The sequence below is a fragment of the Sagittula stellata E-37 genome, from assembly GCF_039724765.1.
GTDB classification, from domain to species: domain Bacteria; phylum Pseudomonadota; class Alphaproteobacteria; order Rhodobacterales; family Rhodobacteraceae; genus Sagittula; species Sagittula stellata.
Genome location: NZ_CP155729.1, coordinates 1,668,385 through 1,694,540, shown reverse-complemented (window position 1 = coordinate 1,694,540; position 26,156 = coordinate 1,668,385). Strand labels below are relative to the sequence as shown.

The window sequence follows — 26,156 nt, the reverse complement described above, 5'->3', positions numbered from 1 at the left end:
GTGTCACGTTTCCTGACGGGAACATGACCTTCCGGACGTGACAGGATTTTTCGGAGAAAATCCGCGACCTGCCGCCAACAACGGCGCCGTGCCGGTGTCACATTTCCTGACGGAAACATGACTTTCCGGCCGTGACAGGATTTTTCGGAGAAAATCCTGTCACCAGTTGTCGCGGAACCATTGTACTGCGCGCTTGAAGGAGCGCGCCGGGTAGCGATCCACGGGGATCTCGAAATCCCACCATTCATCCTGCGGATGCGCCGCGAAGAGGCACAGGCCCACTGCCCCGGCAAAGCCCGGACCTGTCGCGGCCTGCGGCAGTCCATGGACCCGCAATGGACGGCCCAGACGCACCTGCTGGCGCAGGATCTTCGACGCCAGCCCGTCGAGCCCGGGGATCTGCGAGGCCGCGCCGGTCAGCACGATCTGCTGCGACGGCAGATGGTCGAACCCCGCCGCGTCCAGCCGCACCCGCACTTCCTCCAGAATCTCCTCGACCCGCGGGCGCATGATGCCGATCAGTTCGGCCCGGCTGACCGTCCGGCGGTCGTGTTCCCAGTCGCCGGTTTCGCCGCCGCACTCGATCATCTCGCGGTCGTCCATGCCCGTGGCCTCGACACCGCCGTAGAAGGTCTTGATCCGCTCGGCCGTCGCCATCGGCACCTGCAGACCCATCGAGATGTCCGAGGTCACGTGGTCCCCACCCATCCGCACGCTGTCGGAATAGATCATGTGCTTCTTGATGAAGATCGAAATGCCGGTCGTGCCGCCGCCCATGTCGATACAGGCCGAGCCCAGCTCCTGCTCGTCCTCCACCAGCGCCGCGATCCCCGAAACATAGGCCGAGGACGCAAGCCCGGCGAGTTCCAGGTCACAGCGCTTCACGCAATGCGCAAGGTTCTGGATCGCCTGCGCGTCGACCGTCAGCATGTGCATGTCGCAGGACAGCTCCGTGCCGATCTGACCGCGCGGATCGATCAGGCCGGATCGGTGGTCGAGCGCGAAGTTCACCGGCTGGGCGTGCAGCACCTCTCGGCCATGGCCGAAGTCCGGCACGTCGCAGGCCGACAGCACGCGCGCCACGTCCTGTTCGTCCACGGTGACGCCCATCACCTCCACCTGCCCGGCCAGCCCGTAGCTCCGCGGATCGGCGCCCGAGAAGGCCGCGATCACGTGGTCGACACGGATGCCCGCCATCTTCTGCGCCGCCTGCACCGCGGTGCGGATCGCGCGCTCGGTCTCGCCCATGGCGCTGATCTCGCCGAAACGGACCCCGCGCGACCGCGTCGTCGCGGCCCCGATCACCCGGAACCCGGACTGCCCGGCAAGCGGTCCGATGCCGTCGTCGCGCGTCTCCGTCCCGTCGAACCGCAGGACGAGGCAGGCGATCTTGGACGTGCCCACATCCAGGATGGCGATCACACCCCGCTGCATCGCCGCGCGACGCATGTTCCGCATCGCCCGCTGGGACTCGTACAGTTCGATCATTGCCCATCATCCTCCGAAATCAGCCGGAACATCATTGCTGGCCTGCCTCTATCAACTTGATACGCCACATCTCTTGTGTGGCATGTTCGGTCATGCGGATCGTCGGCCGCCGGGGCAGCCGCAGGTCCACCGCAACCAGATCGCGCGCCAGCAGGTCCACCTGCGGCGCCATGGCCATCGCGATCACCCGTTCGAAGGCCTGGACGGCCCCCTTGTCGGGCAACATGATCCGCTGGTCGCGATCGAGGACCACGTCCCAGCGCCGCGCGCCCATCCGCTCGAACCCGCGCAGCCGCTCCTTCAGCGGGCCCGCCACGGCCCAGAGCCGCAGCGCTTCGGGCACCGCCTCTTCCGCCGCCTCGCCCGCGATCACCGGCAGGTCCACATGCTCTGCTCGGGACGCCGCCGGTCCGACCGTCATGCCGGTCTCGTCCAGCATGACCAGCCCTTCGGGGCCGCGCCACAGCACCGCCGGGACGCGCTCGATCACGTCGATCTGCAGGACGCCGCCCTGCCTTATGCGCAGGTCGACCTTCCGGACCGCGTCCAGCGCGCCCGCCTTGAGCTGCATCTCGTCGAGATCCATGTCGAAGCTCGACATCGGCAGGTTCAGCGCCAGTTCCGCGCGGATCGCTTCGGCCACCGCGTCGGTCGCGCCGTCGATCGCCATCAGCTTCACCTGGAATTCCGGGCGGTTCTGCACCGCCGCCTGCACGTCCGCCACCATCAGGGTAAACGCCATGCGGTTCGCCTCGACCGAGAACCACGCCGTCACGCCGCCAAAGGCCAGCGCGAAGGGCAGAACCACCCGCAGCGAGAACCGGAACAGCGGCGTCAGCATCAGCCGCTCCAGCCGGTACTTCATCCGGCTCATGCGCGGGTCCAGCCGCGCCATCCCGGTGTCGGTCTCGGGCACGTTTATCTGTCGCATGAGGCGTCCTCCACCATCCACGCGCAGAACTGGCCAAAGCTCATGCCGACAAGCTGCCCGTGTTCCGGAGACAGCGACGTCGGCGTCATCCCCGGCTGGGTGTTCGTTTCAAGCAGCCGCAGCCCTGCCAGCTCCTGCGTGTCGTCCCAGCGGAAATCGGTACGCGACACGCCCCGGCAGCCAAGCGCCGCATGGGCGCGCAGCGCGTAGTCCAGACAGGCCTCGGTTATGTCCTGCGGCAGCTCCGCCGGACAGATGTGCCGCGACCCGCCCGCCTTGTACTTCGCGTCGTAGTCGTACCAGCCGTCGGTCAGGATCTCCGTCACGCCAAGCGCACGCCCGCCCATGACGGTCGCGGTCAGCTCCCGCCCCGGCACGAACTGCTCGACCATGACCACCTCGGGCATCGTCTCGTCCAGCACCGGCGGCCCGTTGGCCTCTTCGTGGACGAGGTAGACACCGACCGACGAACCCTCGTTGTAGGGCTTCACCACGTAGGGCGGCGCCATGACATGCGCGGCCATGACGTCGCTCTTTCTTGCGAGAGAGCTTTCCGCAACCGGGAGGCCGGCCGTCCGATAGGCCGCCTTGGTCTTTTCCTTGTCGATGGCCAGCGACGACGCCAGCACACCGGAATGCGTGTAGGGCAGCCGAAGCCACTCCAGCATTCCCTGGATGCAACCGTCCTCGCCCCAGCGCCCGTGCAATGCGTTGAAAACCACGTCCGGGGCGATCTCCTTCAGACGTTCGGCCACATCCGGCCCCGCGTCCAGTTCGATCACCTCGTACCCTTCGCCCCTCAGAGCGGCGGCACATTCCCGTCCGGAAACCAGCGAAACCTCGCGCTCCGCCGAGGGTCCGCCTTTGAGCACCGCCACTTTCGGGAGTGTCCTGCTCGACATCCCAAAACTGCCTTTTTCCCGGGGGTTCACCCCCATGTTTGTAATGCAACCTGCCTGTGGTCGCGCTCCGCCGGTCCGCTTTTATTGTCTCGACCGCCGGAAATGTCCGCCTTTGGCGTGGGCGCAACAGCCCCGCAAGTTCCGAGTGTAACGTCTTTGTTCGGGCTTGGAAAACTCTTTTTCACGGATACCGCATCACGATTCGGTCCCATGTTGCCGAAAAGGATGCGGCAAACTCCGCCCGCCCGGTACGATCTGCCCTGAAAGGCCCGAAAGGGTGCGGGATCAGCCCGGATCGCCGATCCGGATGACCTCCCAGACCAGCTCGATCCCCGACTGGTCGCGCACCTTGGCCCGCACGTCTTCGCCCAGCCCTTCAAGGTCCGCCGCCGTTGCACCGCCGGTGTTCACGAGGAAGTTCGAATGCTTCGGAGACATCTGCGCCCCACCCCGCGTGGCGCCCCGCATCCCGGCGTCGTCGATCACCTTCCACGCTTTCAACTCATGCGTGTCGTCCGCCCGCCCGGTCGAGGAAAACCCCGCCGGGTTGCGGAAGGTGCTGCCCGCCGAGCGGTCCTTGACCGGCTGGGTCGCGTCGCGCTTGGCCAGTTGCTCTTCCATACGCGCCTCCAGCACCTCCGGATCGCCCGCCGCACCTTCGAAGACCGCCTCGACCAGAACCCAGCCATCCGGCAGGTTGCTCGACCGGTAGCCAAAGGCCAGCGCGTCGGGCGACAGGCTCACAAGTTTGCCGTCCCGCGTGACGGCCCGCGCTTCGACCAGATGGTCGGCCACGTAGGACCCGTAGCATCCCGCATTCATCCGGACCGCGCCGCCGATGCTGCCGGGGATGGTGCGCAGGAAGGTCAGGTCGACCCCCGCCTGCGCCGCCCGCTTCGCCACATGCGCATCCAGCGCCGCCGCGCCGCAGGTTACCCGCGTGCCGTCGACCGATATGCCGTTGAAGCCCCGCCCCAGCCGGATCACCACCGCCCGCACCCCGCCGTCGCGCACGATCAGGTTCGACCCGACCCCCATCGGAAAGACCGGCACGTTGGGATCGAGCGCACCCAGGAACGCGCAAAGGTCGTCGTGGTCCGCCGGCTGGAAGAACCAGTCCGCGGGGCCGCCGACGCGCAGCCAGGTCAGATCGTTGAGGGGCCGGTCGGGCGTCAGCCGCCCCCGGGTTTCGGGCAGGGCATAAGTCATGACGACCTGCTACCGTCGGCGCGGCGCCTGTGCAACGGGGCTTGCAACCGGATGCGCGCACGGCGGGCAAATACCGGCCCATGGCCGCGACAAACCCGCCCGTTAACTAGATTTCCGGCGCGCAACACGCCCCGCCCGGCAATAGGTTACCAACCGGCCGTTTCGACACCCCGAACCGGCTGGTTTGCCGGTAACGCGGGGCGCGCTGGCGTTAACGATCTGAAGGGGTGTCGTGTGTGGGCCGTCCGGTGCCACCACATCTGGTGCCACGCGGCCCTGCGTACGGTGGATCAACCCGACCGCGCGCATCCTTAAACAGGCAAGACCGCCCCAACGGACGGTGCCTTAAGGGTGAAACGTCAAGTGACCGCGCGGATCACTCCGTCCGCCACATCACGCGGCGGCCCCAGCTTGCGAGGTAAAACACCGGCCAGCGCAGAAGGCTCATCCCGGCCACCAGCGTGGCCAGCCCGATCCACGGACCATTCTCGTAGGTCACATACCCGACAAGCGGGATTCCGACCGCGATCAGCACGTATGCGCGGGCCCAGTGATTGTCGGAAGATGGGATCATCGCCGCGATGTTCGCGGCCACCGCCCAGAGGCACGCGAGAGTCAATGAGAGCGTCATGGCTCCTACTCCTTTTTGCCCCCGCAGGCCCCTTGAGTGTGCCCGGATCCGCTGCAATGCGCAAGCCTCCGGGCGCAAACGACATCGTGAAATGCAACGAAAAGGGCCCCACGCGGGGGCCCTTCGAATATGCCGGCCCGAAATCGACCGCACCCATCCATCTGAAGAAAAAGGCTTATTCCCGACGCAGGCCGGTCACTTCGCCAGTCGCGCGGCCAGCCCGTTCGCCCAGGCGGAAATCGTGCCCGCGCCAAGGCAGACCACCATGTCGCCCGGCTGCGCCTGCTCGCGGACCAGCCGCTCCAGGTCGTCCTCGTCGCGCAAGGCCCGCGCGTGGCGGTGGCCGTGACGCACAAGCCCTGCCACCAGATCGTCGCGTGTCGCCCCCTCGATGGGGGTTTCGCCGGCGGCATAGACCTCCGCGATGGCGACGACATCGGCCTCGTTGAAGCAGGAGCAGAACTCCTCGAAATGGTGGTGCAGACGGGTGTAGCGGTGCGGCTGGTGCACGGCGATCACCCGCCCTTCGGAGGCCTGGCGCGCCGCCTTCAGCACCGCCGCGATTTCAACCGGGTGGTGACCGTAATCGTCGATGATCGTGACCCCGTTCACCTCGCCCACCTTGGTGAAACGCCGGTTCACACCGCCGAACGCCGCCAGTGCCGCCCGGATCTCCTCGCCCGTCATACCGAGGTGGCGCGCCACGGCGATGGCAGACAAGGCGTTGGAAACGTTGTGATCTCCGGGCATCGGAAGGGTCATTCCCTCGATCACCTCACCCGACACCTGGAAGTGCACGTCGAAATGCGCCACGCCTTTTTCGTAGCGCAGACCCATGGCGCGCACGTCCGCCTGCGCGTTGAATCCGTAGGTCACCACGCGGCGGTCGGTCACGCGACCAACCAGCGCCTGCACTTCCGGATGGTCGGTGCAGCAGACCGCCAGGCCGTAGAACGGGATGTTCGACACAAAGTCGTAAAACCCCTGCCGCAGGTTCTCGATCGAGCCCCAGTGTTCCATGTGCTCCGGGTCGATGTTGGTGACGATGGCGATGGTCGCGGGCAGGCGGTTGAAGGTGCCGTCGCTCTCGTCGGCCTCCACCACCATCCATTCGCCCTGCCCCATCCGCGCGTTGGAGCCATAGGCATGAATGATGCCGCCGTTCACCACCGTCGGGTCGAAGTTGCCGGCATCCAGCAACGTCGCGACCATGGTCGTCGTGGTCGTCTTGCCATGGGTCCCGGCGATGGCAATGTTCGACTTCAGGCGCATCAGCTCGGCCAGCATCTCGGCCCGGCGGACCACCGGCAAACCGCGGCGCCGTGCCTCGTCCAGCTCCGGGTTGCCCGGCTTGATGGCCGAGGAAATCACAACGACATCAGCACCTTCTAGGTTCTCGGCCCGCTGGCCTTCGAACACCGTCGCACCCATCCCGGCCAGCCGTTCGGTGATCTTGGATGTCTTCAGGTCAGAGCCCTGCACCGTGTAGCCGTGGTTCAGCAGGACCTCGGCGATGCCCGACATGCCGATGCCGCCGATGCCGACGAAATGGATCGCGCCCACGTCGCCGGGCAGCTTCGTCGCGCCGGTCATGCAGGCGCTCCGCTCAATGGTCAAATCCTTCATGTCCCGCCTCGTCTTCCTTTTCTTGTGTCCTGTAGCCCGCCAGTTCTTCGACCAGCGAGGCCAGATGTTCGGCCGCTTGCGGTTTCGACACCGAAAGAGCCGCCTGCCCCATGCGGATCGCGCCCTGTTCATCCGACAGGATCGCCTCGATCGAGTCCCTGAGGCTCTCGATGTTGAGCTGGCTTTCCGGGATGCGGATCGCCGCACCCGCATCGACCAGCCCCTGCGCGTTCACCGTCTGGTGGTCCCCCGCCGCGACCTTGTAGGGGATCAGGATCGACGGCCGCCCGATCACCGAAATGTCGGCCACCGAGGATGCACCCGAGCGCGAGATCACCAGTTGCGCCTCGCTCATCAGCGCGGGCAGGTCGTGGAAGAAGGGCTGCACGTCGGCCTGCACCCCGTTCTCCGCGTAGTAGGTGGCGACCCGTTCGCCGTCCTCGTCCCGCGCCTGGTGGCTGACGCGCAGGTTGCGCACCATGTCCAGCGGCAGCGCGGCGATGGCCGGGGGCACCACGTCCGACAGGATGCGCGCGCCCTGCGACCCGCCGATCACCAGCATCGACATCGGGTATGGCCCCGGCGCGATATAGCCCGCGCCCGCACGTTCCCGCACCGCGGCGCGCACCGGGTTGCCCACGTGCACGCCCTCGACACCCTCAGGCAGGGCCGTGGGCCATGTTCCGCAGGCCACCAGATCGACCTTCTTTGAGAAGATCTCGTTCACCCGGCCAAGGACCCCGTTCTGCTCATGAATCATGCGCGGCAGTTTCAGAACCCACGCCGCCGTCAGGGCCGGGATCGACGGATAGCCGCCAAAGCCCACGACCGCATCGGGGCGGTCGCGCCGCATCTTGCGCATCGCGGACAGCACACCGCCCGCGACCTTGAAGGGCACACCCGCCTTGGCCAGCACATTGCCCCTCGCGAAGGTCGCAGAGGGCACCTGCTCGATCTCGACACCCTCGGGGAAGCCGCCGGTGTAGCGGGCACCGCGGGCCTCGGTCGACAGCTTCACGCGCCATCCGCGGTCCAGCATGATCTCGGCCAGGGCCTGCGCGGGGAACATATGTCCCCCGGTGCCACCCGCCGCCATGACCAACAAGGGCCGTCGCTCCGCCATTCCGATCTCCCGTATGCGTATCAGCGGCCCCTTATACCAGAGCCCGCCTTGCGTCCATAACGCCAACGGGCACCGGGGGTGGATGTTGCGTTCAGCGCGCGCGGGCGCGCAAGATATCGCCGATTTCTCCCTGCGGACGGGCGCGTGTCAGCGCAAGAAGCATCCCCACGGCGATCCCCCCGGCAATCAGGGACGAGCCGCCGTAGCTGACGAATGGCAGGGTCATGCCCTTCGCGGGCAGAAGCCGCACCGCCACGCCCATGTTGATCATCGCCTGCACGCCAAAGATCGCGGCCAGCCCCGTCCCGGCGAGCCGGATGAACGGGTCACGCTCGCGCATCAGCCGGATAAAGCTGCGTACCACGATGGTGGCGTAAAGCGACAGGATGACCAGCACCATGACAAGGCCGTATTCCTCGGCCGCGACGGCGATGATGAAGTCTGTGTGCGCGTCGGGCAAGGACCACTTCACCGTCCCCTCGCCCACGCCGACGCCGAAGAAACCGCCTTCGCGGATGGCGTTGGTGGCATAGCCAAGCTGCGTGGTCGGATCGACCTCGGGTGTCAGGAAGCCGTCGATGCGGCGGGCGAAGTGCTGGGACGAGTTGTAGGCCAGCGTACCGCCGGCCACCACGAGACCGGCAAGCCCCACCAGCAGCACCATCGGCGCGCCGCCCACGAACCACATCACGCCCCAGGCGAACAGGATCAGGGAGGCCTGGCCGAAGTCCGGCTGCATCGCCAGCATCAGCACGATCGTCACCATCATCACGAAGGAATAAAGCCGCCCCGGAGGGCCGCTCAGCTCCTGCCCGGCGGCAAGAAACCAAGCAGCGACAATGACGAACACGGGTTTCAGGAATTCAGACGGCTGGACAGAGGCGAACCCAAGGCTGTACCAGCGGACCGCCCCTTTGCCGAAGTCGGTCCCCAGCACCGGCAGGAAAGCCAGCGCCACGAAACTGACGAGGAAACCGACCACCGCCAGACGGCGCACAACGGTCGGCGACATCATCGAAGTCAGCATCATCGCGACCATCGCCAGCCCGCCAAAGAACGCCTGCCTCTGCACGTAGTGGAAAGGGCTCAGCCCGTTGCGCTCCGCCAGCGGTACGGATGCCGCGAGACCCAGCAGGATCCCCACCGCGAAAAGCGTGAGGATGCAGCCCAGGCTCCATTTGTCGACCGTGCGCCACCACTTGGGCAGCACGGGTTCGCCGCCCGTCACCGGGACCGCGCCGTAAACCATTTCTGTCATGAGAGCACCGCTCGTCTGCCTCAGGTACGCCCGGTTGTCCGGGTCTGAGAGCCAGTCTATCGCAGAAGACATTCCAACTCCAGAAAAATCCCGTTATGGCAGCGCTTCGTGACCGGGCCGCCGCGCAGGCGCGCGTTCCCCGTCACGCGACTTTGCCCCGGAACGCCTTCGGGGATATCTGGAGCACAGACAAACCGGGAGCGGCGCGCGGAATGGCAGGCAGACAGATGCAATGCAGGGTGCTGATCCTCGGCGCCGGCGCCGCGGGCATGATGGCCGCCGCCCACGCCGGGCCGGACGTGATCGTTGTGGACCATGCCAAGTCACCGGGCGAGAAGATCCGAATTTCCGGCGGCGGGCGCTGCAACTTCACCAACCTTGAGATCGAACCGCACAAGTTCCTGTCGCAGAACCCGCATTTCTGCAAATCGGCGCTGTCACGCTACACCCAGTGGGACTTCGTCGAGCTGGTCTCGCGCCACGGGATATCATGGCACGAAAAGACGCTTGGCCAGCTCTTCTGCGACGAGAAGGCGACGCAGATCGTGGCGATGCTGCGGGCCGAGATGGAGAAGGCGGGCGCCCGGTTGTGGCTGCAGACCCAGGTGCAGGAGGTGACCCACGCCGACGGGCGGTTCCGCGTCCGGCTTGATCGCGATGGGCAGACGGTCGAAGTCGTCTCTCCCGTGCTGGTGCTCGCCACCGGCGGCAAGTCCATCCCGAAGATGGGTGCCACGGGCCTTGCCTACGACGTCGCACGACAGTTCGGCCACCAGATGGTGGAGACGCGCCCCGCCCTCGTCCCCTTCACCTTCGACGGCCAGCCCTTTGCGCCGCTCGCGGGCGTCTCCGTCCCCGCGCGCGTGTCCGCCGGCGGCACCTCCTTCGACGAGGCGCTGCTGTTCACCCATCGCGGCCTGTCCGGCCCGTCCGTTCTCCAGATCAGCAGCTACTGGCGCGAGGGAGAGAACGTATGCGTCGATCTGCTGCCCGGCACAGATCTGGCCGCCGTGCTCAAGGCAAAGCGTCAGGAAGCGGGCCGCCGCGCACTGTCGACTGAGCTTTCGGCGCTACTGCCCTCGAAACTCGTCGGTTTCCTGCCGTTGGAAGAACCCGCAAGCATCAACCTGGCCGATCTGTCCGACAAGCGGATCGACGCGCTGGCGGACAGGCTGCACCGCTGGCTCCTGAAACCCACCGGCACCGAAGGCTACCGCACGGCCGAGGTTACGCTGGGCGGGATATCCACAGAAGGGCTGGACAGCAAGACACTCATGTCGAAGCACCTTCCAGGACTATACACAATCGGAGAGGCGGTGGACGTCACCGGCTGGCTCGGCGGTTACAACTTCCAGTGGGCGTGGTCCTCTGGCGTGGCGGCAGGCCAGGCCATCGCCGCGCACGGACATTAGCCTTTCGCCAGAACCTTCTGAACGTTCGCCACAAAATCCTCTCCGCGCTTCTCGAAGTTGTCGTACTGGTCGAAACTGGCCGCGGCAGGCGCAAGCAGCACAACGTCTCCGGGCTGCGCATCCTCCGCCGCCCGCGCCACGGCCTGGTCCATCGTGCCGCAAAGTTCGGCTTCGACGCCGCCCAGTTGCAGGGCGAACCCCTCGGGTTCGCGCCCGATCACATAGGCCTTCGCCACGTGGTTCAGCCCCGGTTCAAGCGCCGCAAGCCCGCCCTCCTTCATCAGCCCGCCACAGACCCAGCGGATGCGGTCGAAGGCCAGCAAGGCCTTCAACGCGGAATCCACGTTGGTCGCCTTGGAATCGTTGACGAAGATCACCCCGCCCTGCTCAGCGATGCGCTGCGACCGGTGCGGCAGCCCGGCAAAGGACCTTAGCCCCGCCTCGATCTCGCGCGGGCCAAGACCCAACGAACGGCAGGCGGCCCAGGCGGCACAGGCGTTCTGATGGTTGTGCGCACCAGGCAAACCGGCCACATCGCGCAGATCGACCGACGCGATCTGCCGGCCCTTGCGCCACTCCGACAAGAACCCCTTGCGGGCAAAGACCATCCAGCCCGGCCCGGTCAGCTTGTGCGTCGCGACCCGGATCACCCGGTCGTCGGCACGCCCCTCGGCCATCTGTCCGGCCAGGAACTGACCCTCGACCTCGTCCACGCCGATCACGCACCGATCCGGCCCACCCTCTGCGAAGAGTCGCCGCTTGGCCGCGAAGTAGCCGCCAAGGCCGCCGTGCCGGTCCAGGTGGTCCGGCGACAGGTTGGTGAACACCGCCACGTCCGGCGTCAGCGCCCGCGCCAGCTCCGTCTGGTAGGACGACAGCTCCAGTACGACGACGCCGCCGTCTTCCGGCGGGTCGATGTCCAGCACGCCGCGACCGATGTTCCCCGCCAGCTGGCTGCTGCGCACGCTGGCGGTCAGGATATGGTGGATCAGCGCCGAGGTGGTCGACTTGCCGTTCGACCCGGTCACGGCCACCACGCGCGGCGGCCTCTCGAATCTGTCGAAGTCCGCCCCGAAGGAACGGAAGAACAACCCGATGTCGTTGTCGACCGGCACGCCCGCCTTCAGCGCGGCGGCGGTCGCCGGGTTCGGCGCCGGGTAGAGATGCGGAATGCCGGGCGAGGTCACAAGGCAGGCCACGTCGTCGAAGGCGCTCTCGCGGTTCAGTTCGCGCACCTCGAAGCCGTCTGCCTCGGCGGCCGCGCGCGCCCGGGGCGTGTCGTCCCAGACCACCACCTGAGCGCCGCCCGCGCGCAGCGCCCGCGCTGCCGCCAGACCGGAACGTCCCAGTCCCAGAACGGCGACGGTCGCCCCTTCAAATCCTTGAACAGGTATCATCTTTCGCTCCCAGAGTGGACGGATGCGGCCCGAGGAAGAGGCCGCAGGCCGATGACGAGACAACCTGCGCGCGCGGCACGCGCGCTCCTTTGCGTCAGCGTACTTTCAGCGTCGCAAGGCCGATGATGGCGAGGATCAGCGAGATGATCCAGAAGCGGATCACGATGGTCGGCTCTGCCCAGCCCTTCTTTTCGTAGTGGTGGTGGATCGGCGCCATCAGGAACACCCGTTTGCCGGTGCGCTTGAAGTAGAGCACCTGGATGATCACGCTCAACGCCTCCACCACGAACAGCCCGCCGACGATGCCCAGAACGATCTCGTGCTTGGTGGCGACCGCGATCGCCCCCAGCGCACCGCCCAGGGCGAGCGACCCTGTGTCGCCCATGAAGACCGCCGCCGGAGGCGCGTTGTACCACAGGAAGCCAAGACCGCCGCCCACGACGCCCGCGGCGAAGATCAGGATCTCGCCGGTGCCGGGCACGTAGTGCACGTCGAGGTACTCGGTGAAGTCGACCCGCCCCACGGCATAGGCGATGATCCCCAGCGTCGAGGTCGCGATCATCACCGGCATGATCGCCAGCCCGTCCAGCCCGTCCGTCAGGTTCACGGCGTTGGCCGCGCCCACGATCACGAACATCGCGAAGGGGATGAACAGGAAGGACATGTTGATAAGCGTGTCCTTGAAAATCGGCAGGGCAAGCTGATAGCTCAACTCGGTCGGGTGGTAGGCCGCGGCCCAGAACCCGGCGATCCCGGCGATCAGGAAACCCAGCAAAAGCCGCACCTTTCCCGGCACACCGGCCGAGTTCTGCTTGGACACCTTGGCATAGTCGTCGGCGAAACCTATGGCGGCGAAGGCCATGGTGACGAACAGCACGATCCACACGAACGGGTTGTCGAGCCGCGCCCACAGCAGTGTCGAGGTCACCAGAGCGCCGATGATCAGCAGGCCGCCCATCGTCGGCGTGCCCGCCTTGACGAAGTGGCCCTCCGGCCCGTCTGTGCGGATCGGTTGCCCCTTGCCCTGCCGCTTGCGCAGCACGTTGATCAGCGGAAGCCCGAAGAGGAAGCCGAAGACCAGCGCGGTCAGGAAGGCGCCACCGGCCCGGAAAGTGATATAGCGAAACAGGTTGAACAGATCGCCGCCGTCACTGAGTTCGGCCAGCCAGTAAAGCATGCTTGGTCCTCTCAACCGTCCACATCTGCGGGGGCTTGGCGCATTTTCCGGATCGCGTCAACCACGCGCCCCAGCCCCATCGAAAGCGATCCCTTGGCCAACACGACGTCGCCTGCGTCAAGGTCGCGGACAACCCCTTCCGCCATCTTGTCGGCGGTCTCGGTCCAGTGTCCGCGCTTCTCGCGCGGCAGCTTCATCCACAGCGCACGCATCAGCGGACCGACGCAATGCACGAGGTCGATCTTCTCGATCCACGGGCTGGTGGCCAGCGCCTCGTGCAGCGTGACTTCCTGCGCGCCCAGTTCCTTCATGTCGCCCAAGTAGGCAATCCGGCGCCCCTTGTCGCGGCGCCCCACGTGGTCGTGGGTTCCGGCGGCGGCCAGCACCTCCAGCGCCGCACCCAGGCTCGCCGGGTTCGAATTGTAAGCGTCGTCAATGAGTTCCAGGGTCAGACGGTCGTCCACAGGGTCCAGCCGGATCTGTTCGCGCAGGCCGCGCCCCGCGCCCGGGTTCCACTGCGCCAGGGCGTTGACCGCCAGTGCCCGGTCGAGCCGCAGTGCCGAGATCACCGCCATCACACCCATCGCGTTCATCGCGAAGTGCCGCCCCGGCACCATCACCTTGAACAACAGTGGAACGCGCCACGCCCGGCCCGTTGCCACGGTGCAGGCGTCCATGACCTGGACCGAGGTCAGGCGGTGATGCGTGCCCGCCGTTTCGCCGAAGGAGATCGACTTCCGTGCAGTCTCGGCGGCCTTGTCGCGCAGGATGCCGCTGACCGCCAGATCGCCGTTGTAGATCGCGATTCCGTCCGGCTCCAGCCCCTCGAAGATCGACGCCTTTTCCCGCGCGATGCCTTCGAGGTTCTCGAAGGCGGCAAGGTGCGCGGGCGCGACGATGGTGACCATCGCGACATGCGGCCGGGCCATGCGGGCCAGCGGTGCGATTTCTCCGGGATGGTTCATGCCGATCTCGATCACCGCGAAATCGGCGTCCTTCGGCATCCGCGCCAGCGTCAGCGGCACGCCCCAGTGGTTGTTGTAGGATTTCTCGGCCGCGTGGACCGTGCCCTGCTCCGACAGCACCGTGCGCAGCATCTCCTTGGTAGAGGTCTTCCCCACCGATCCGGTCACTGCCACGACACGCCCGCCGAACCGCGCGCGGGCTGCTTCGCCCAACGCTTCAAGTCCGGTCTGCACGTCATCGACCAGCAACAGCTTTTCAGAGTTGTCCACACCCTCGGGAATGCGGCTGACCAGCGCCGCAGCCGCGCCTTTCTCAAGCGCCTGAGCGACGAAGTCATGCCCGTCCCGCGCCGCCTTCAGCGCCACGAACAGATCACCGGGTGCGATGCTGCGCGTGTCGATCGACACGCCCGACGCCACCCAGTCTGACGCCACGCGTCCGCCGGTGGCCGCCGCCGCCTCTGCCGCCGTCCAGAGCATCACAGGCCCTTTCCGTCCAATGCCGACACGGCAACGCTGGCCTGCTCCGCGTCGTCGAAGGGAAAGACCGTGTCACCCACGATCTGCCCGCTTTCATGCCCCTTGCCGCAAATGAGCAGGGCATCCCCCGGCCCGAGGGCGTCGACGCCGCGCAGGATCGCTTCTGCCCGGTCGCCCACTTCCAGCGCCTCCGGGGCGCCCTCCATGACCATGGCGCGGATCGACGCCGGGTCCTCCGAGCGCGGGTTGTCGTCCGTCACGATCACGCTGTCGGCGAACTCTGCCGCCGCCTGACCCATCAGGAGCCGCTTGCCCTTGTCCCGGTCGCCGCCGGCCCCGACAATGGCCACGAGCCGTCCCATGACATGCGGGCGCAGCGCCTTGATGGCCGTCGCCACCGCATCCGGCGTATGGGCATAGTCGACGAAGACCGCCGCGCCATTGTCGCGCATCGCGGCAAGCTGCATGCGCCCGCGCACCGTGCCAAGCATCGGCAACACATCGAAGACGTCGTCCGGGTCGCCGCCGCAGGCGATGACCAGCCCCGCCGCCAGCAGGACGTTGTCGGCCTGGAAACCGCCGATCAGGCCAAGCCGCTCCTGACGCACTTCGCCCTCGAAACTCAGCCGGATCTCCTGGCCCGTGGCGTCGAAGCGCTGCGCCTCCAGACAGATGTCCGCAGCTTCGCGGCCCACGGTCAGCACCTCCTGCCCGCGCGCCCGCGCAATCGCCACCATGTCGACGCCGCGCGGATCGTCGATGTTGATGACGGCCACCCCGTCCTCCGGAAGGACACGGGCGAAAAGCCCCGCCTTTGCGGCAAAGTAGTCCTCGAAGCTCGCGTGATAGTCGAGGTGATCCTGCGTGAAGTTCGTGAACCCCGCCGCCATCAGTTGCACCCCGTCGAGCCGCCGCTGCGACAAGCCGTGGGACGAGGCCTCCATCGCGGCGTGGGTCACGCCCGACTCCGCCGCACCGGCCAGCATCCGGTGCAAGGTGATTGGCTCCGGCGTGGTGTGTTTCAGCGGCGCGGTCCAGTCGCCCTCGACCCCCGTGGTGCCCAAGTTGACCGCGCGCAATCCCAGCTCCTGCCAGATCTGACGCGTGAAGGTCGCCACGGACGTCTTGCCGTTGGTCCCGGTCACCGCCACCATGGTCTCGGGCTGCGCGCCGAACCACAGGGCGGATGTATAGGCCAGCGCCTGGCGCGGATCTTCGGCCACGATCAGCGCCGCGTCGGCACCGCCCAGCACATCCGCGGCGATCTTCGCCCCGGCGGCATCCGTCAGCACCGCCCCCGCGCCCATCCGCAGCGCGTACTGGATGAATTCGGCCCCGTGGACGCGCGTGCCCGGCAGGGCGGCGAACAGGTAACCTTCCCGCACATCGCGGCTGTCGACAGCAAGGTCGGTGACCTTGACGTCGCGCCCGCCCCGGGCCGTCAGGCCCAGATCCCTCAGGCTTTTCACCACTGTCCCGTCAGACGACATCTTAGATTTCCCGGCTTTTCGCTGGCACATTTCCCCCTGCCCCGGCGGCGGCCAGATCCCTAGTCCGAGGCATTCATGCTCATGTCCAATTGCCCCGTTTCATAGTCCGGACGCAAGCCCAACAGCGGCGCGATCCTGCCGATCATCTCGGCCGCGACCGGCACTGCCGTCCAGCCCGCGGTGCGGCGCGGCTTGGCGCCCGAGGTCTCCACCGGTTCGTCCAGCGTCACCACCAGCACGTATTTCGGATCGTTTGCCGGGAAGATCGAGGCGAAGGTCGCGATGACCTTGTCCTTGTAGTAACCGCCCCCGCGCTCCTTCGGTTTGTCCGCCGTGCCGGTCTTGCCGCCCACGTGGTAGCCGGGCACCTCCGCGAAGGAGGCCGTGCCGTCCTCGCTGGCCACAACCTGCCGCAGCATGTGCAGCGCATCATGGGCCACATCCTCGCGCAGGATCACATCCTGGTAACGCGGGCCGGACTGCTTCAGCAGCGTCGGTTTCACGATGTGACCGCCGTTGGCGATGGCCGCGTATCCGGCCGCAAGGTGCAGCGGTGTCGTGGAAATCCCGTGCCCGTAAGAAATCGTCACCGCCGAAAGATCGGTCCAGCGCGACGGCCAGAGCGGCTTGCCCCCGGAGGCCTCGACGATCTCCAGCGGCGTCGCGTCGAACAGGCCCAAAGCCTTCAGGAAGTCCTGCTGGCGGGTCGGGCCGATGGCCAGCGCCAGCTTGCCCGTGCCCCGGTTCGAGGACTTCACGATGATCTTCTCGACCGACAGCTTGCCGTAGTTGTGGTTCTGGAACTCGCCGATCCGGTGGCCCCCGACCTTGAAGGGCGGCGAGGTGTCGATCACCGTGCTCGAATTGACCAGCCCAAGCTGCATGGCCTGCGCGGCGGCGAAGATCTTGAAGGTCGAGCCCAGCTCGTACACGCCCTGTACCGCACGGTTGAACAGCGGCGAGTCGGACGGGCTGCCTTCGGTCGGCGGGCGCGGACGGTCGTTCGGGTCGAAATCCGGCAGCGACACGATGGCCAGCACCTCTCCGGTGTGCACATCCAGAAGGACAGAGGCCGCGCCCCTGGCGTTCATCAGTTTCATACCCGCGTTCAGCACTTCCTCTGCCGCCGCCTGAACCGTCAGGTCGATGGACAGGGTCAGCGGCACACCCTCGCGGGCGGGATCGCGCAGGTCCTTGTCAAAGAACTTCTCGATCCCCGCGGTGCCGATCACCTCTGCGGAATGCACACCCTCTGCCCCGAAGGAGGCACCGCCCAGAACGTGCGATGCCAGTGCGCCGTTGGGATAAAGCCGCATCTCGCGCGGACCGAACAGCAGCCCCGGCTCACCGATGTCATGCACGGCCTGCATCTGCTCGGGGCTCAGTTTCTTCTTCACCCACAGGAACTTGCGCTTGGGGTCCATGAACCGCTTGGCCAGCTTCTCGCCGTCGAGATCCGGGAAGATCTCGGCCAACCGCAATGCCGCGCGCTCCGGGTCGATCATCTGGTTGGGGTGCGCATAAAGCGAATGCGTCGACATGTTGGTCGCAAGGATACGCCCGTGGCGGTCCACGATGTCGGCGCGGCTGGCGATGATCGAGGCGCCCGAGGTCTGGGCCCGCGGCTCTTCGGGTTCGGAGGCCGACAACATGCCCATGCGCGCCCCGATCACCCCGTAGGCACAGAAGAACATCATCGCCAGCACCAGCAGCCGGCCCTCGGCGCGCAGGCGCATCCTGTCGCGCATCGCCTCGTGGCGGATGCGGCGGTTTTCCTTCTCGATGGCGTCCGGGTTCTCGCCCTTGCGACGGGCTTCGAGAATGCGCGCCAACGGGCGCAACGGCACGCGTGTCATGGGTTGGTCGCTCCCCTCGTGGTGACTTCCTCGACCCCGTCCAGGGTCAGCTCCGGCGGCAGCGGATAGGCCACCTGCACGATCAGCCCGAACTGGTCGGGACGCAGGGACAGAAGCTGCAGCTTGTCGAAGTTCATCTCGGCCAGGTCGCGCAAACGGTCGGGGCGGTTGAGATAGGCCCACTCCGCCCTCAGGATCGACAGCCGTTCGCGCGCCGCGCCGATTTCGCGGCGCAGTCCGGCGACGTGGTCCAGCTCGTCCTGCGTCTGGTAGTTCTCGCGGTAGGCCCAGTAGCCCGAGCCGATCACCGCCAGCGCCGAAAGGATGAACAACAGCGTGCGCATATCAGTTTTTCCCCTTTGTAGTCGCTTTGAGCATGGGCATGGCAATCTCGTCCGCGGCGACCGCCTCGGCGGGCAGGTCGGTGCGGCGCGCCACGCGAAGCTTGGCTGACCGTGCGCGCGGGTTCGCGGTCAGCTCGTCCTTGTCCGGTCCGACGGCCTTGCGCGTGACGATCTCGAACGGCGCCTCGGCCTCGGGCGTCTCGGTGGCATACCGGTTGACGTGGCGTTTCCTGTCGCCATGCAACTGCAGGAAACGCTTCACCATCCGGTCTTCGACCGAATGGAAGGTGACCACCGCCAGCATGCCGCCGGGCTTCAGCACCCGTTCCGCCGCCATCAGCCCCTGCCAGAGCGCTTCGTATTCACCGTTCACCGCGATCCGGAGCGCTTGGAAACTGCGGGTGGCCGCATGGGCCTGACCCGGCTTGGTGCGTCCGATCGTCCGCTCGATCAGCCCGGCCAGTTCCAGCGTCGTCAAAAACGGGCGATGCTCCACGATCCGGCGGGCGATCCGGCGCGACTGCCGCTCTTCACCGTATACATAAAGAACGTCCGCCAGTTCGCTCTCAGACAAGTCATTTACAAGATCGGCCGCCGTCGGCCCCGCCTGCCCCATCCGCATGTCGAGCGGCCCGTCCCGCATGAACGAAAATCCGCGCTCGGCCAGATCGAGCTGCATGGACGACACGCCAAGATCCAGCACCACACCATCGGCACTGTCGGCGACCTTGTCCATATTGCAGAAATTTTCCCGAACAAGGGAGATTGCCGGCCAGTCGTCCAGCCACGCCGCCGCCATTTCGTGCGCCAGCGGATCGCGGTCTATGCCGATGACGCGCTCCGCCCCGGCCTCCACCAATCCGCGTGCATAGCCGCCCGCGCCGAAGGTCCCGTCGATCCAGACGCCGCGGACCGGCGCGACCTCTCGCAACAGCGGTGCCAGCAGGACGGGAACGTGCGGTGCCTCCCCCTGGATGCGATCCGCGGCTGCCATTTACAGCCCCGCCCCATCCAGCAATTGCGCCGGATCGAAGTCGTCGGGCAGGTCGTCGAGATACTCCTCGGTCTGCGCCAGTTCCTCCGCCTCGTAAGTGGCGGGCTGCCAGATCTGGAAGGTATCGACGTTGGAGGCAAAGTAGGCCTCGTCGCTGATGCCGATCTTGGCGCGCAGCTTTGCGGGCAGCACGATGCGCCCGGTCTCGTCGACGCTGGTCGTCATGGACTGGGTGGAATAGAGCCGCTCCAGCAGCTTGCGTTCCTGCGATCCGCGCGGCTTGGACGAGATCTTGTCCTCGACCGCTTCCATCTCCTGAATGGTGAAGCATTCAAGGTACTTGCGGCGGTGGTCGCCGTACACGATCACGAAGTTCGGATTCAGGCCCTCGGTCCAGTCGGGGTCGCCTTGCTCGAGGACACGGCGAAAAGAGGCCGGGATCGAGACCCGCCCCTTCGTATCGACCTTGTGTCGACTTTCGCCTCTGAACCTCAGCCTGCGGCCCACTGCCCTCGGCCCTCCAAGCCCCCTAAAAACGTAAATGCGGCGGGTTGATCTGCTGCCACTGATCAACCCGCCGCTGACCCGCATCGCGGGTGTCTCCGACTGCGCGCGCCACCTGGGGGGATGTCTGCTCGCCCGCGCGCCGGATCTCTTTGTTCACGAAGAAAGCGGGCGCCTGTATGAAACCTGCTATTGTTGTTTTTGGAGTTCGGTGTGAGGTCGTTAGCGCCTCGTTTGCCCGTCTCTCTTCGTGTGAGTTAGGTTTGCCATGGGAAATCATGGGAGGCAACAGGAATTCGCGGAAACCGCACCCTTCATCTGGTGCTGCGGACCGCTCCGGAGCAAGATTTTGTGCCGATTTTGGCCACATTCTTGCCCGATCTGGTGTAAAAGCGGGAAACTCTCAACAAGATGTAGGCGACTTCAGCACCCAAAATTTTTTCCCACAGTTTCCCATATGATTGCAGCCCCACCATGAATGTGGATCTTTTTTGTCACAAATCAGTGCCAGATATACGGCCTTATCCACAGAGAATCATCTCACCTCGCCGTGAATCTCTGCGACTCGGCCAATTCCAGCCGAGTCGCACGCAGAGGATTCGGCGAAACCACCCCTGTCCCATGCATTCCCACGCATCACCGGCCATGCCGTCCCATGGGATCCCGTGGGACGCTCATCTTGACCCTCCCGGCACGCTCCTAGATACCGGGCGCAAAGGAGGCCCCATGACGACGCCCCGCATCACCGACAGCCATTGTCACCTCGATTTCCCGGATTTCTCGGACAGCCGGCCCGAGGTCATAGCCCGCGCGCTCGACGCCGGCGTGCACCGCATGGTCACGATCTGCACCAAACTCGCCAACGAACCCGAAGTCCGCGCCATCGCCGAGCAGAACGACGCCGTCTTCTACGCGGCGGGTGTCCACCCCATGAGCGCCGCCGACCACCCGCCGGTCACCACCGACATGCTGGTCGAGCTGGCCCGACACCCGAAATTCGTGGGCATCGGCGAAACCGGCCTCGACTACCACTACACCGCCGAAAGCGCCGACATCCAGAAACGGAGCCTGCGCATTCATATAGAAGCGGCGCAGGTCACCGGCCTGCCACTCATCATACACGCGCGCGCGGCCGACGACGACATGGCCCGCATCCTGACCGAAGGCTACCGCGCCGCGCCCTATACCTGCGTGATGCACTGCTTCTCCTCCTCCGCCGAACTGGCGAAGGCCGCCCTCGACCTGGACTTCTACCTGTCCATGTCCGGCATCGCCGCCTTCCCCAAAAGCCAGGACCTGCGCGACATCTTCGCCGCCGCGCCCCTCGACCGCATCCTCGTGGAAACCGACAGCCCCTACCTCGCCCCGCCGCCCAATCGCGGCAAGCGCAACGAACCGGGTTACGTCGTGCACACCGCCGAAAAGGGCGCCGAGGTCTTCGGCCTTTCCTACGCAGAATTCGCCGCCCGCACCGAGGCCAACTTCGACCGCCTCTTCGCCAAGGCCGCCGCATGGCAAGGAGAACCGGCCAGCGAGGCACCTGCATGAGCGCGACCTTGCGCTTCACCATCCTCGGCTGCGGTTCGTCCGGGGGCGTGCCACGCCTCGGCGGCCACTGGGGCGAATGCGACCCGGCCAACCCGCGCAACCGCCGCCGCCGTTGTTCGCTGCTGGTGGAACGGACCACCGACGAAGGCACGACCCGCGTCCTGATCGACACCACCCCCGACATGCGCGAGCAACTGCTCGACGCCCGTGTGGGTCATCTCGATGCCGTGGCATGGACACACGCCCACGCGGACCACACGCACGGGCTCGACGACCTGCGCCAGATCGTCTTCAACACCCGCCAGCGGCTGGACGTCTGGGCCGACGGCGACACCCAGAACGACCTGATCGCGCGCTTCGGCTACGCCTTCATCCAGCCCGAAGGCTCGCCCTACCCGCCCATCCTCAACCTGCACACTATAGACGGCACCTTCACCATCGACGGCGCGGGCGGCGCTATCGCCCTGACCCCCTTCAGGGTCAACCACGGCAGCATCGACGCGCTCGGCTTCCGCATCGGAAACCTCGCCTACCTGCCCGACGTGATCCGCATCCCGGACGACGTCTGGCCGCATCTCGAAAACCTCGACTGCTGGATCCTCGACGCCCTGCGCCGCACGCCGCATCCCACGCACGCCCATCTCGACCTCGCACTCGAATGGATCGCACGCGCCGCGCCGAAACGCGCCGTCCTGACAAACATGCACATCGACCTCGACCACGACACCGTGGCCGCCGAAACGCCCGCGCATGTCACACCGGCGCACGACGGCATGACCATCAGCTATGCGGACTGACCGGGCGTCCGGGCGCACCGCCACGCCGACGCGACACGATACCCTTCATCTTGGCCTGAAATACCTCCGCCGGAGGCACCAGCCCCCGCCGTCCGGACACGCGTCCAGAACCGGGCGCCCGGCCGCACCGGCGCGCCACCGCGACGCGCGCAGCGCGGCGCAAACCCGCCCGGCACAACCGCATGTCCCTGGCCGACGCGCGGGCACAGCCGCATGACAACCGGATCGACCTGACCATGTTCGCGCTTCTCAGCGTCATCCTGCCCGTCTTCCTCGTCATCGGCGCGGGCTACCTCGCCGCGTGGAAAGGCGGGTTCGGCGACACCGCCGTCGACGGGCTGATGAAGTACACCCAGCATTACGCCATCCCCTGCCTGCTCTTCCGCGCGCTCTGGACGCTGGACCTCGGCCCCGAGATCGACCCCTTCATCCTCCTCTCCTTCTACACCGGCTCGGTGACCTGCTTCACCGTCGGCCTGCTGGGCGCGCGCCTCGTCTTCCACCGCGACTGGGAAGACTGCGTGGCCATCGGGTTCTGCTGCCTCTTCGCCAACTCCGTCATGCTCGGCCTGCCAATCACCGAGCGCGCCTTCGGCACGGACGCGCTGGCCGCCAACTACCTGATCATCGCCCTGCACTCGCCGATCTGCTACGGCATCGGCATCACCGCGATGGAGATCGTCCGGGCTCGTGGCGCAGGCACACCCAACTCGAAGCTGCCCGCCATGGTCGTGCGTGCGATGTTCCGCAACGCGCTGGTCATCGGCATCCTGCTCGGCCTCTTCGCCAACCTGGCGAGCGTGCAGTTGCCCGCGGTCATCACCGATGCACTCGACATGATGGTCCGCTCGGCGCTGCCCGCCGCGCTGTTCGGCATGGGCGGCGTGATGTTCCGCTACCGGCCCCAGGGCGACTTTCGGGTGATCGCGATGATTTGCGCGGTCTCCCTGATCCTGCACCCGGCGATCACCTGGACGATGGGAACGCTGACCGGCCTCTCCAATGGCGCTTTCCGGTCCGCCGTGCTGACCGCGGCCATGGCGCCCGGCATCAACACCTACGTCTTCGCCAACATGTACGGCCGCGCCCGCCGCGTCGCGGCCTCCGGCGTGCTGTTCGCCACGCTGCTTTCGGTGCTGACCGCCGCCGTCTGGCTGGCACTTCTGCCCTGAACCGGTCACAACACGGGGGCAAGGCGCATGGCCCATCCGGGCGATGCGCGCCCGACACGACGAAAGACAGGACGACCATGGACCGCAGGAACACCACGCTCGGCATCTTCTTCATGCTGGTCTTCTGTGCGCTGGCGCCGGTCATGGACGCCTCGGCCAAGGCCACCCCGCCGGAGGTTCCAGTCACCCAGATCCTCGCCTTCCGCTTCGGTGTGCAGGTGCTGCTGCTCTACCCGCTGGTGATGGCGCTGTCGCTGCCATCCCGCACCACGGTCCGTGACGGCCTCTTCCACCTGGCCCGCGCCGCCACGCTGACACTGGCCACCTACTGTTTCTTCACCGCCCTGCGCTTCATGCCGGTGGCCGACGCCATCGCGATCTTCTTCGTCTCGCCCTTCATCGTGACGCTCCTGGGCGCGGTCTTCCTGAAAGAGCCGATCGGCTGGCGCCGCAGCCTCGCCAGCCTCGTGGGATTCGGCGGCGCGCTCCTGGTGATCCGGCCCAGCTTTGCCGACCTGGGTGCCGTGGCGCTGCTGCCGCTCGCCACCGCGCTGATGTTCGCGATCTACATTCTGATGACACGGTCCATGTCGCAAAGGGCGCATCCGCTGGTGCTGCAGGCACACACCGCGCTGGCCGCCAGCGTGCTGACCGTCCCGCCAATGCTGTTGCTCGACGGCACCGGCCTGACATATGTCGACCCGGTCTGGCCCAGCCCCTTCGCCTGGATGACCCTCATCGCCGTCGGGACCGTCGCCACGATCTCGCACGTGTTCCTGACCTTCGCGCTGCGGCTGATCCCGGCGGGGACCGTCGCGTCGCTGCAGTACTTCGAGATCATCGGCGCGACCATCGTCGGGTTCCTGATCTTCGGAGACCTGCCGACCCCGCTGACCTTCCTCGGCATCGCGATCATCATCGCGTCTGGCCTCTACAACATCGCACGTGAAAGCCGCCTGTCGGACATCCCCGACCGCGCGCCGCCGCCGCCCCCCTGACCCGCCCCGGACCTGCCCCTGTGACCCGGACGCCCCTGACGCAGACACCCGAGGCGCGGCCTGCGGGATGGCGGGTGGGGCGATGCGCGCAGCGCGAGCGTCCGGGTGAAACCCGGCCCGCCCGCCAGTCCCGCCTTCGGACCGCCCGCGGTTTTTGAGCGCCATCCGTCTGGACCCGGTCGGCGCCGCCCCATAGGGTCGCCCCATGTCCAGTGATCGTCCCCTTCTCGGCATCGGTCTGATGCTCGCTTTCTGTTTTCTCGCCCCGTTCGGCGATGCGCTTGCCAAGCTCCTCGGCCCTCATCTTTCGGTCGGCCAGATCACCACCCTGCGCTTCGTCGCGCAGGCCATCGTGCTGGTGCCCCTGTCGCTTGTCCTGCGCAGGTCGTGGCGGATGAGCGCGGGCACCTTCGGGCTGCTCTTCCTGCGCACGTTGATGCACATCGCGGGCATTGCCTTGGTGGTGACGTCGCTGCTTTACCTGCCGCTCGCCGACGCCATCGCCATCGCCTACGTGATGCCGTTCATCGCCCTTCTGCTGGGTCACCTGTTCCTTGGCGAAACCGTGGGCCCGCACCGGCTGGCCGCCTGCGCCGTCGGATTCGGAGGCACGCTCCTCGTCCTGCAACCCGCTTTCGCCGACGTCGGCGCGCCCGCGCTGATTCCGCTGAGCGTGGCGTTGGTCTTCTCGATCTACATGCTGCTCAGCCGCAAGCTGGGCAGCCGCCTCGACCCCATCGCCCAGCAGGCGGCGGCGGCCCCCATCGCTCTGGCCATCCTGATACCGGTCATGGCGCTCACCCCCGAGACCATGACCCACACCGGCTGGGTCGAACCGACGCCGCAACTCTGGGGGCTGATCGCTCTTATGGGTCTCGTCGGCAGCACCGCGCACCTGACCATGTCCTGGGCGCTGAAATACGCCCCGGCCAGCACGCTTGCGCCGATGCAATACCTGGAAATCCCCTTCGCCACCTTCGTGGGCTACCTGATCTGGGGCGACCTGCTCGGGCCGCTGGCCACGCTGGGCGTCGCGGTCACCATCGGTTCGGGCCTCTACATCGTCATGCGCGAGCGGGCCACCGCGGCGCGTGCTCCAGCCCCGAAACCAGTGCATTCAGGTGCGCCACCGACAGGATGATCAGCATCGACGGCGTCCCGAAGGTCAGACGCACCGGGCCTGTCGCTTCGTTCGACGTGCCGATGGCGTCTCCCGGGAAGAAGCGCAGACCGTCCAGCGGCCAGCGCAGCCCCTCCGACTGTCCCCGGGCCTCGGCCAGCGGGAACAGCGACACGCGCTCCCCCGGACCGAGGTCCAGCGTCAGTTCCGGCGGGCAGAGGCAGACCACGTCCTCCGGCCCGATCAGCACGCAGCGCCGGTCCGGACGCCGTACCAGCACGTTCATGGCCGCAAGCTGATGGTCCAGCCGCGCGCCCAGAAACCCGTAGCCCAACACCAGCGGCGCCTCGATGTGGCGCAGGCATTTGTCGAAGTCGGTGCTGTCCTGCTCGGGGACCGGCCGCAGCACACCCGGCGCCAATCGCGCCTGGATATCTCCGGACAGCGAGTCCATGTCGCCAAAGACCGCCTCCGGCATATGGCCGAGGCGCAGGACTTGAGCGGCCCCCCCATCCGCCGCAACAACCGGACTGTTGCTGGCAAGCGCAACAGTCAGAGCGTCATCGCGGCACTCTCCACCGCCGACCAGCACGACTGGTCCCGAACTCTGAACAATTTTAGTCTTCATGTCCGCTTAATGGCCTTCTGGGAAACAGATCACAATCTGGTCACGAAATGATACCCTTAACGGCATAGATTCGGTCAGCTTTGGCCCGGGTGATCGTGGTAAACGC

At 66.6% G+C, this 26,156-nt stretch carries 23 protein-coding genes; 6 read left to right on the top strand and 17 right to left on the bottom strand.

Annotated elements, in window-relative coordinates; all coding sequences use genetic code 11:
- Positions 1–159 precede the first annotated feature (159 nt).
- The 8 genes from ftsA to ftsW form a co-directional block, all read right to left on the bottom strand.
- The gene (gene ftsA / locus ABFK29_RS08120; protein WP_005856862.1) at positions 160–1,488 is read right to left on the bottom strand and encodes a cell division protein FtsA; all 1,329 of its coding nucleotides are present in this window, start codon (positions 1,486–1,488) and stop codon (positions 160–162) included.
- Between the two features lie 31 nt (positions 1,489–1,519).
- Complete coding sequence (locus ABFK29_RS08115) at positions 1,520–2,419, bottom strand: cell division protein FtsQ/DivIB (protein WP_005856860.1); 900 nt, start codon at positions 2,417–2,419, stop codon at positions 1,520–1,522.
- A complete protein-coding gene (locus tag ABFK29_RS08110) occupies positions 2,407–3,321 on the bottom strand; it encodes a D-alanine--D-alanine ligase (RefSeq protein ID WP_040604262.1) in 915 nt (304 codons plus the stop codon). Before ABFK29_RS08110 ends, ABFK29_RS08115 begins: the two co-directional genes overlap by 13 nt.
- Before the next feature lie 285 nt (positions 3,322–3,606).
- Positions 3,607–4,530, bottom strand: coding sequence for a UDP-N-acetylmuramate dehydrogenase (gene murB, locus ABFK29_RS08105; RefSeq protein ID WP_005856855.1), 924 nt, complete (start codon positions 4,528–4,530; stop codon positions 3,607–3,609).
- 376 nt (positions 4,531–4,906) lie between these two features.
- Positions 4,907–5,161 carry a DUF2484 family protein gene (locus ABFK29_RS08100; protein WP_040604261.1) on the bottom strand — a complete coding sequence of 85 codons (255 nt, stop codon included), beginning with the start codon at positions 5,159–5,161 and terminating at the stop codon, positions 4,907–4,909.
- A 195-nt stretch (positions 5,162–5,356) separates the two neighbouring features.
- Positions 5,357–6,754: a UDP-N-acetylmuramate--L-alanine ligase gene (gene murC, locus ABFK29_RS08095; protein WP_005856851.1), complete on the bottom strand. Its 1,398-nt coding sequence runs from the start codon at positions 6,752–6,754 to the stop codon at positions 5,357–5,359.
- A gap of 13 nt (positions 6,755–6,767) precedes the next feature.
- Positions 6,768–7,910 (bottom strand): undecaprenyldiphospho-muramoylpentapeptide beta-N-acetylglucosaminyltransferase, encoded by a 1,143-nt coding sequence (murG, locus tag ABFK29_RS08090; protein WP_040604260.1) that lies wholly within the window; start codon positions 7,908–7,910, stop codon positions 6,768–6,770.
- Positions 7,911–8,001: 91 nt separating this feature from the next.
- Entirely contained in the window at positions 8,002–9,168 is a 1,167-nt protein-coding gene (gene ftsW / locus ABFK29_RS08085) for a putative lipid II flippase FtsW (RefSeq protein ID WP_005856847.1), read from the bottom strand.
- A 212-nt stretch (positions 9,169–9,380) separates the two neighbouring features.
- Here ftsW and ABFK29_RS08080 point away from each other — a divergent pair, with 212 nt between their 5' ends.
- Complete coding sequence (locus ABFK29_RS08080) at positions 9,381–10,580, top strand: NAD(P)/FAD-dependent oxidoreductase (RefSeq protein WP_005856845.1); 1,200 nt, start codon at positions 9,381–9,383, stop codon at positions 10,578–10,580.
- On the opposite strand, the gene murD is transcribed toward ABFK29_RS08080, so the two are convergent.
- From murD to mraZ, 8 genes are all read right to left on the bottom strand, one after another.
- On the bottom strand, positions 10,577–11,977 hold the full coding sequence (murD, locus tag ABFK29_RS08075) for a UDP-N-acetylmuramoyl-L-alanine--D-glutamate ligase (RefSeq protein ID WP_005856844.1): 1,401 nt from the start codon (positions 11,975–11,977) through the stop codon (positions 10,577–10,579). The genes ABFK29_RS08080 and murD overlap by 4 nt on opposite strands.
- Positions 11,978–12,071: 94 nt before the next feature.
- Positions 12,072–13,154 (bottom strand): phospho-N-acetylmuramoyl-pentapeptide-transferase, encoded by a 1,083-nt coding sequence (gene mraY, locus ABFK29_RS08070; protein WP_005856842.1) that lies wholly within the window; start codon positions 13,152–13,154, stop codon positions 12,072–12,074.
- Between the two features lie 11 nt (positions 13,155–13,165).
- Positions 13,166–14,602 carry a UDP-N-acetylmuramoyl-tripeptide--D-alanyl-D-alanine ligase gene (locus ABFK29_RS08065; RefSeq protein WP_040604258.1) on the bottom strand — a complete coding sequence of 479 codons (1,437 nt, stop codon included), beginning with the start codon at positions 14,600–14,602 and terminating at the stop codon, positions 13,166–13,168.
- Positions 14,599–16,089 carry a UDP-N-acetylmuramoyl-L-alanyl-D-glutamate--2,6-diaminopimelate ligase gene (locus ABFK29_RS08060; protein WP_005856837.1) on the bottom strand — a complete coding sequence of 497 codons (1,491 nt, stop codon included), beginning with the start codon at positions 16,087–16,089 and terminating at the stop codon, positions 14,599–14,601. The genes ABFK29_RS08065 and ABFK29_RS08060 overlap by 4 nt, the downstream gene beginning before the upstream one ends.
- A 59-nt stretch (positions 16,090–16,148) precedes the next feature.
- Positions 16,149–17,945: a peptidoglycan D,D-transpeptidase FtsI family protein gene (locus tag ABFK29_RS08055; RefSeq protein WP_005856835.1), complete on the bottom strand. Its 1,797-nt coding sequence runs from the start codon at positions 17,943–17,945 to the stop codon at positions 16,149–16,151.
- On the bottom strand, positions 17,942–18,289 hold the full coding sequence (gene ftsL / locus ABFK29_RS08050) for a cell division protein FtsL (protein ID WP_005856834.1): 348 nt from the start codon (positions 18,287–18,289) through the stop codon (positions 17,942–17,944). The genes ABFK29_RS08055 and ftsL overlap by 4 nt, the downstream gene beginning before the upstream one ends.
- A gap of 1 nt (position 18,290) precedes the next feature.
- A complete protein-coding gene (rsmH, locus tag ABFK29_RS08045) occupies positions 18,291–19,283 on the bottom strand; it encodes a 16S rRNA (cytosine(1402)-N(4))-methyltransferase RsmH (protein ID WP_005856832.1) in 993 nt (330 codons plus the stop codon).
- Complete coding sequence (gene mraZ, locus ABFK29_RS08040; protein ID WP_005856829.1) at positions 19,284–19,790, bottom strand: division/cell wall cluster transcriptional repressor MraZ; 507 nt, start codon at positions 19,788–19,790, stop codon at positions 19,284–19,286. It abuts the gene before it with no gap.
- A 723-nt stretch (positions 19,791–20,513) separates the two neighbouring features.
- Between mraZ and ABFK29_RS08035 the strand changes: the two genes are divergently transcribed.
- From ABFK29_RS08035 to ABFK29_RS08015, 5 genes are all read left to right on the top strand, one after another.
- Positions 20,514–21,335: a TatD family hydrolase gene (locus ABFK29_RS08035; RefSeq protein WP_005856827.1), complete on the top strand. Its 822-nt coding sequence runs from the start codon at positions 20,514–20,516 to the stop codon at positions 21,333–21,335.
- Positions 21,332–22,132, top strand: a complete 801-nt coding sequence (locus tag ABFK29_RS08030) for an MBL fold metallo-hydrolase (protein WP_005856825.1) — start codon at positions 21,332–21,334, stop codon at positions 22,130–22,132. Before ABFK29_RS08035 ends, ABFK29_RS08030 begins: the two co-directional genes overlap by 4 nt.
- Positions 22,133–22,368: 236 nt before the next feature.
- Positions 22,369–23,304: an AEC family transporter gene (locus ABFK29_RS08025; protein WP_040604317.1), complete on the top strand. Its 936-nt coding sequence runs from the start codon at positions 22,369–22,371 to the stop codon at positions 23,302–23,304.
- A gap of 77 nt (positions 23,305–23,381) precedes the next feature.
- The gene (locus ABFK29_RS08020) at positions 23,382–24,302 is read left to right on the top strand and encodes a DMT family transporter (RefSeq protein ID WP_005856822.1); all 921 of its coding nucleotides are present in this window, start codon (positions 23,382–23,384) and stop codon (positions 24,300–24,302) included.
- Positions 24,303–24,507: 205 nt separating this feature from the next.
- Complete coding sequence (locus tag ABFK29_RS08015) at positions 24,508–25,443, top strand: DMT family transporter (protein WP_005856820.1); 936 nt, start codon at positions 24,508–24,510, stop codon at positions 25,441–25,443.
- Here the strand turns inward: ABFK29_RS08015 and ABFK29_RS08010 are convergent.
- On the bottom strand, positions 25,367–26,050 hold the full coding sequence (locus ABFK29_RS08010) for a thiamine diphosphokinase (RefSeq protein WP_040604257.1): 684 nt from the start codon (positions 26,048–26,050) through the stop codon (positions 25,367–25,369). The two genes, ABFK29_RS08015 and ABFK29_RS08010, sit on opposite strands and share 77 nt — an antisense overlap.
- Between the last annotated feature and the right edge of the window lie 106 nt (positions 26,051–26,156).

Coding starts and splice junctions, on each gene's coding strand:
- rsmH (WP_005856832.1), bottom strand. CDS start 19,283: ATGGCAGCCGCGGATCGCATCCAGGGGGAGGCACCGCACGTTCCCGTC.
- ABFK29_RS08020 (WP_005856822.1), top strand. CDS start 23,382: ATGGACCGCAGGAACACCACGCTCGGCATCTTCTTCATGCTGGTCTTC.
- murC (WP_005856851.1), bottom strand. CDS start 6,754: ATGACCGGCGCGACGAAGCTGCCCGGCGACGTGGGCGCGATCCATTTC.
- murD (WP_005856844.1), bottom strand. CDS start 11,977: ATGATACCTGTTCAAGGATTTGAAGGGGCGACCGTCGCCGTTCTGGGA.
- ABFK29_RS08025 (WP_040604317.1), top strand. CDS start 22,369: ATGTTCGCGCTTCTCAGCGTCATCCTGCCCGTCTTCCTCGTCATCGGC.
- ftsL (WP_005856834.1), bottom strand. CDS start 18,289: ATGCGCACGCTGTTGTTCATCCTTTCGGCGCTGGCGGTGATCGGCTCG.
- ABFK29_RS08015 (WP_005856820.1), top strand. CDS start 24,508: ATGTCCAGTGATCGTCCCCTTCTCGGCATCGGTCTGATGCTCGCTTTC.
- ABFK29_RS08010 (WP_040604257.1), bottom strand. CDS start 26,050: ATGAAGACTAAAATTGTTCAGAGTTCGGGACCAGTCGTGCTGGTCGGC.
- ABFK29_RS08100 (WP_040604261.1), bottom strand. CDS start 5,161: ATGACGCTCTCATTGACTCTCGCGTGCCTCTGGGCGGTGGCCGCGAAC.
- murB (WP_005856855.1), bottom strand. CDS start 4,530: ATGACTTATGCCCTGCCCGAAACCCGGGGGCGGCTGACGCCCGACCGG.
- ABFK29_RS08110 (WP_040604262.1), bottom strand. CDS start 3,321: ATGTCGAGCAGGACACTCCCGAAAGTGGCGGTGCTCAAAGGCGGACCC.
- ABFK29_RS08055 (WP_005856835.1), bottom strand. CDS start 17,945: ATGACACGCGTGCCGTTGCGCCCGTTGGCGCGCATTCTCGAAGCCCGT.
- ABFK29_RS08030 (WP_005856825.1), top strand. CDS start 21,332: ATGAGCGCGACCTTGCGCTTCACCATCCTCGGCTGCGGTTCGTCCGGG.
- ABFK29_RS08080 (WP_005856845.1), top strand. CDS start 9,381: ATGGCAGGCAGACAGATGCAATGCAGGGTGCTGATCCTCGGCGCCGGC.
- mraY (WP_005856842.1), bottom strand. CDS start 13,154: ATGCTTTACTGGCTGGCCGAACTCAGTGACGGCGGCGATCTGTTCAAC.
- murG (WP_040604260.1), bottom strand. CDS start 7,910: ATGGCGGAGCGACGGCCCTTGTTGGTCATGGCGGCGGGTGGCACCGGG.
- ABFK29_RS08060 (WP_005856837.1), bottom strand. CDS start 16,089: ATGTCGTCTGACGGGACAGTGGTGAAAAGCCTGAGGGATCTGGGCCTG.
- ftsA (WP_005856862.1), bottom strand. CDS start 1,488: ATGATCGAACTGTACGAGTCCCAGCGGGCGATGCGGAACATGCGTCGC.
- ftsW (WP_005856847.1), bottom strand. CDS start 9,168: ATGACAGAAATGGTTTACGGCGCGGTCCCGGTGACGGGCGGCGAACCC.
- ABFK29_RS08115 (WP_005856860.1), bottom strand. CDS start 2,419: ATGCGACAGATAAACGTGCCCGAGACCGACACCGGGATGGCGCGGCTG.
- ABFK29_RS08035 (WP_005856827.1), top strand. CDS start 20,514: ATGACGACGCCCCGCATCACCGACAGCCATTGTCACCTCGATTTCCCG.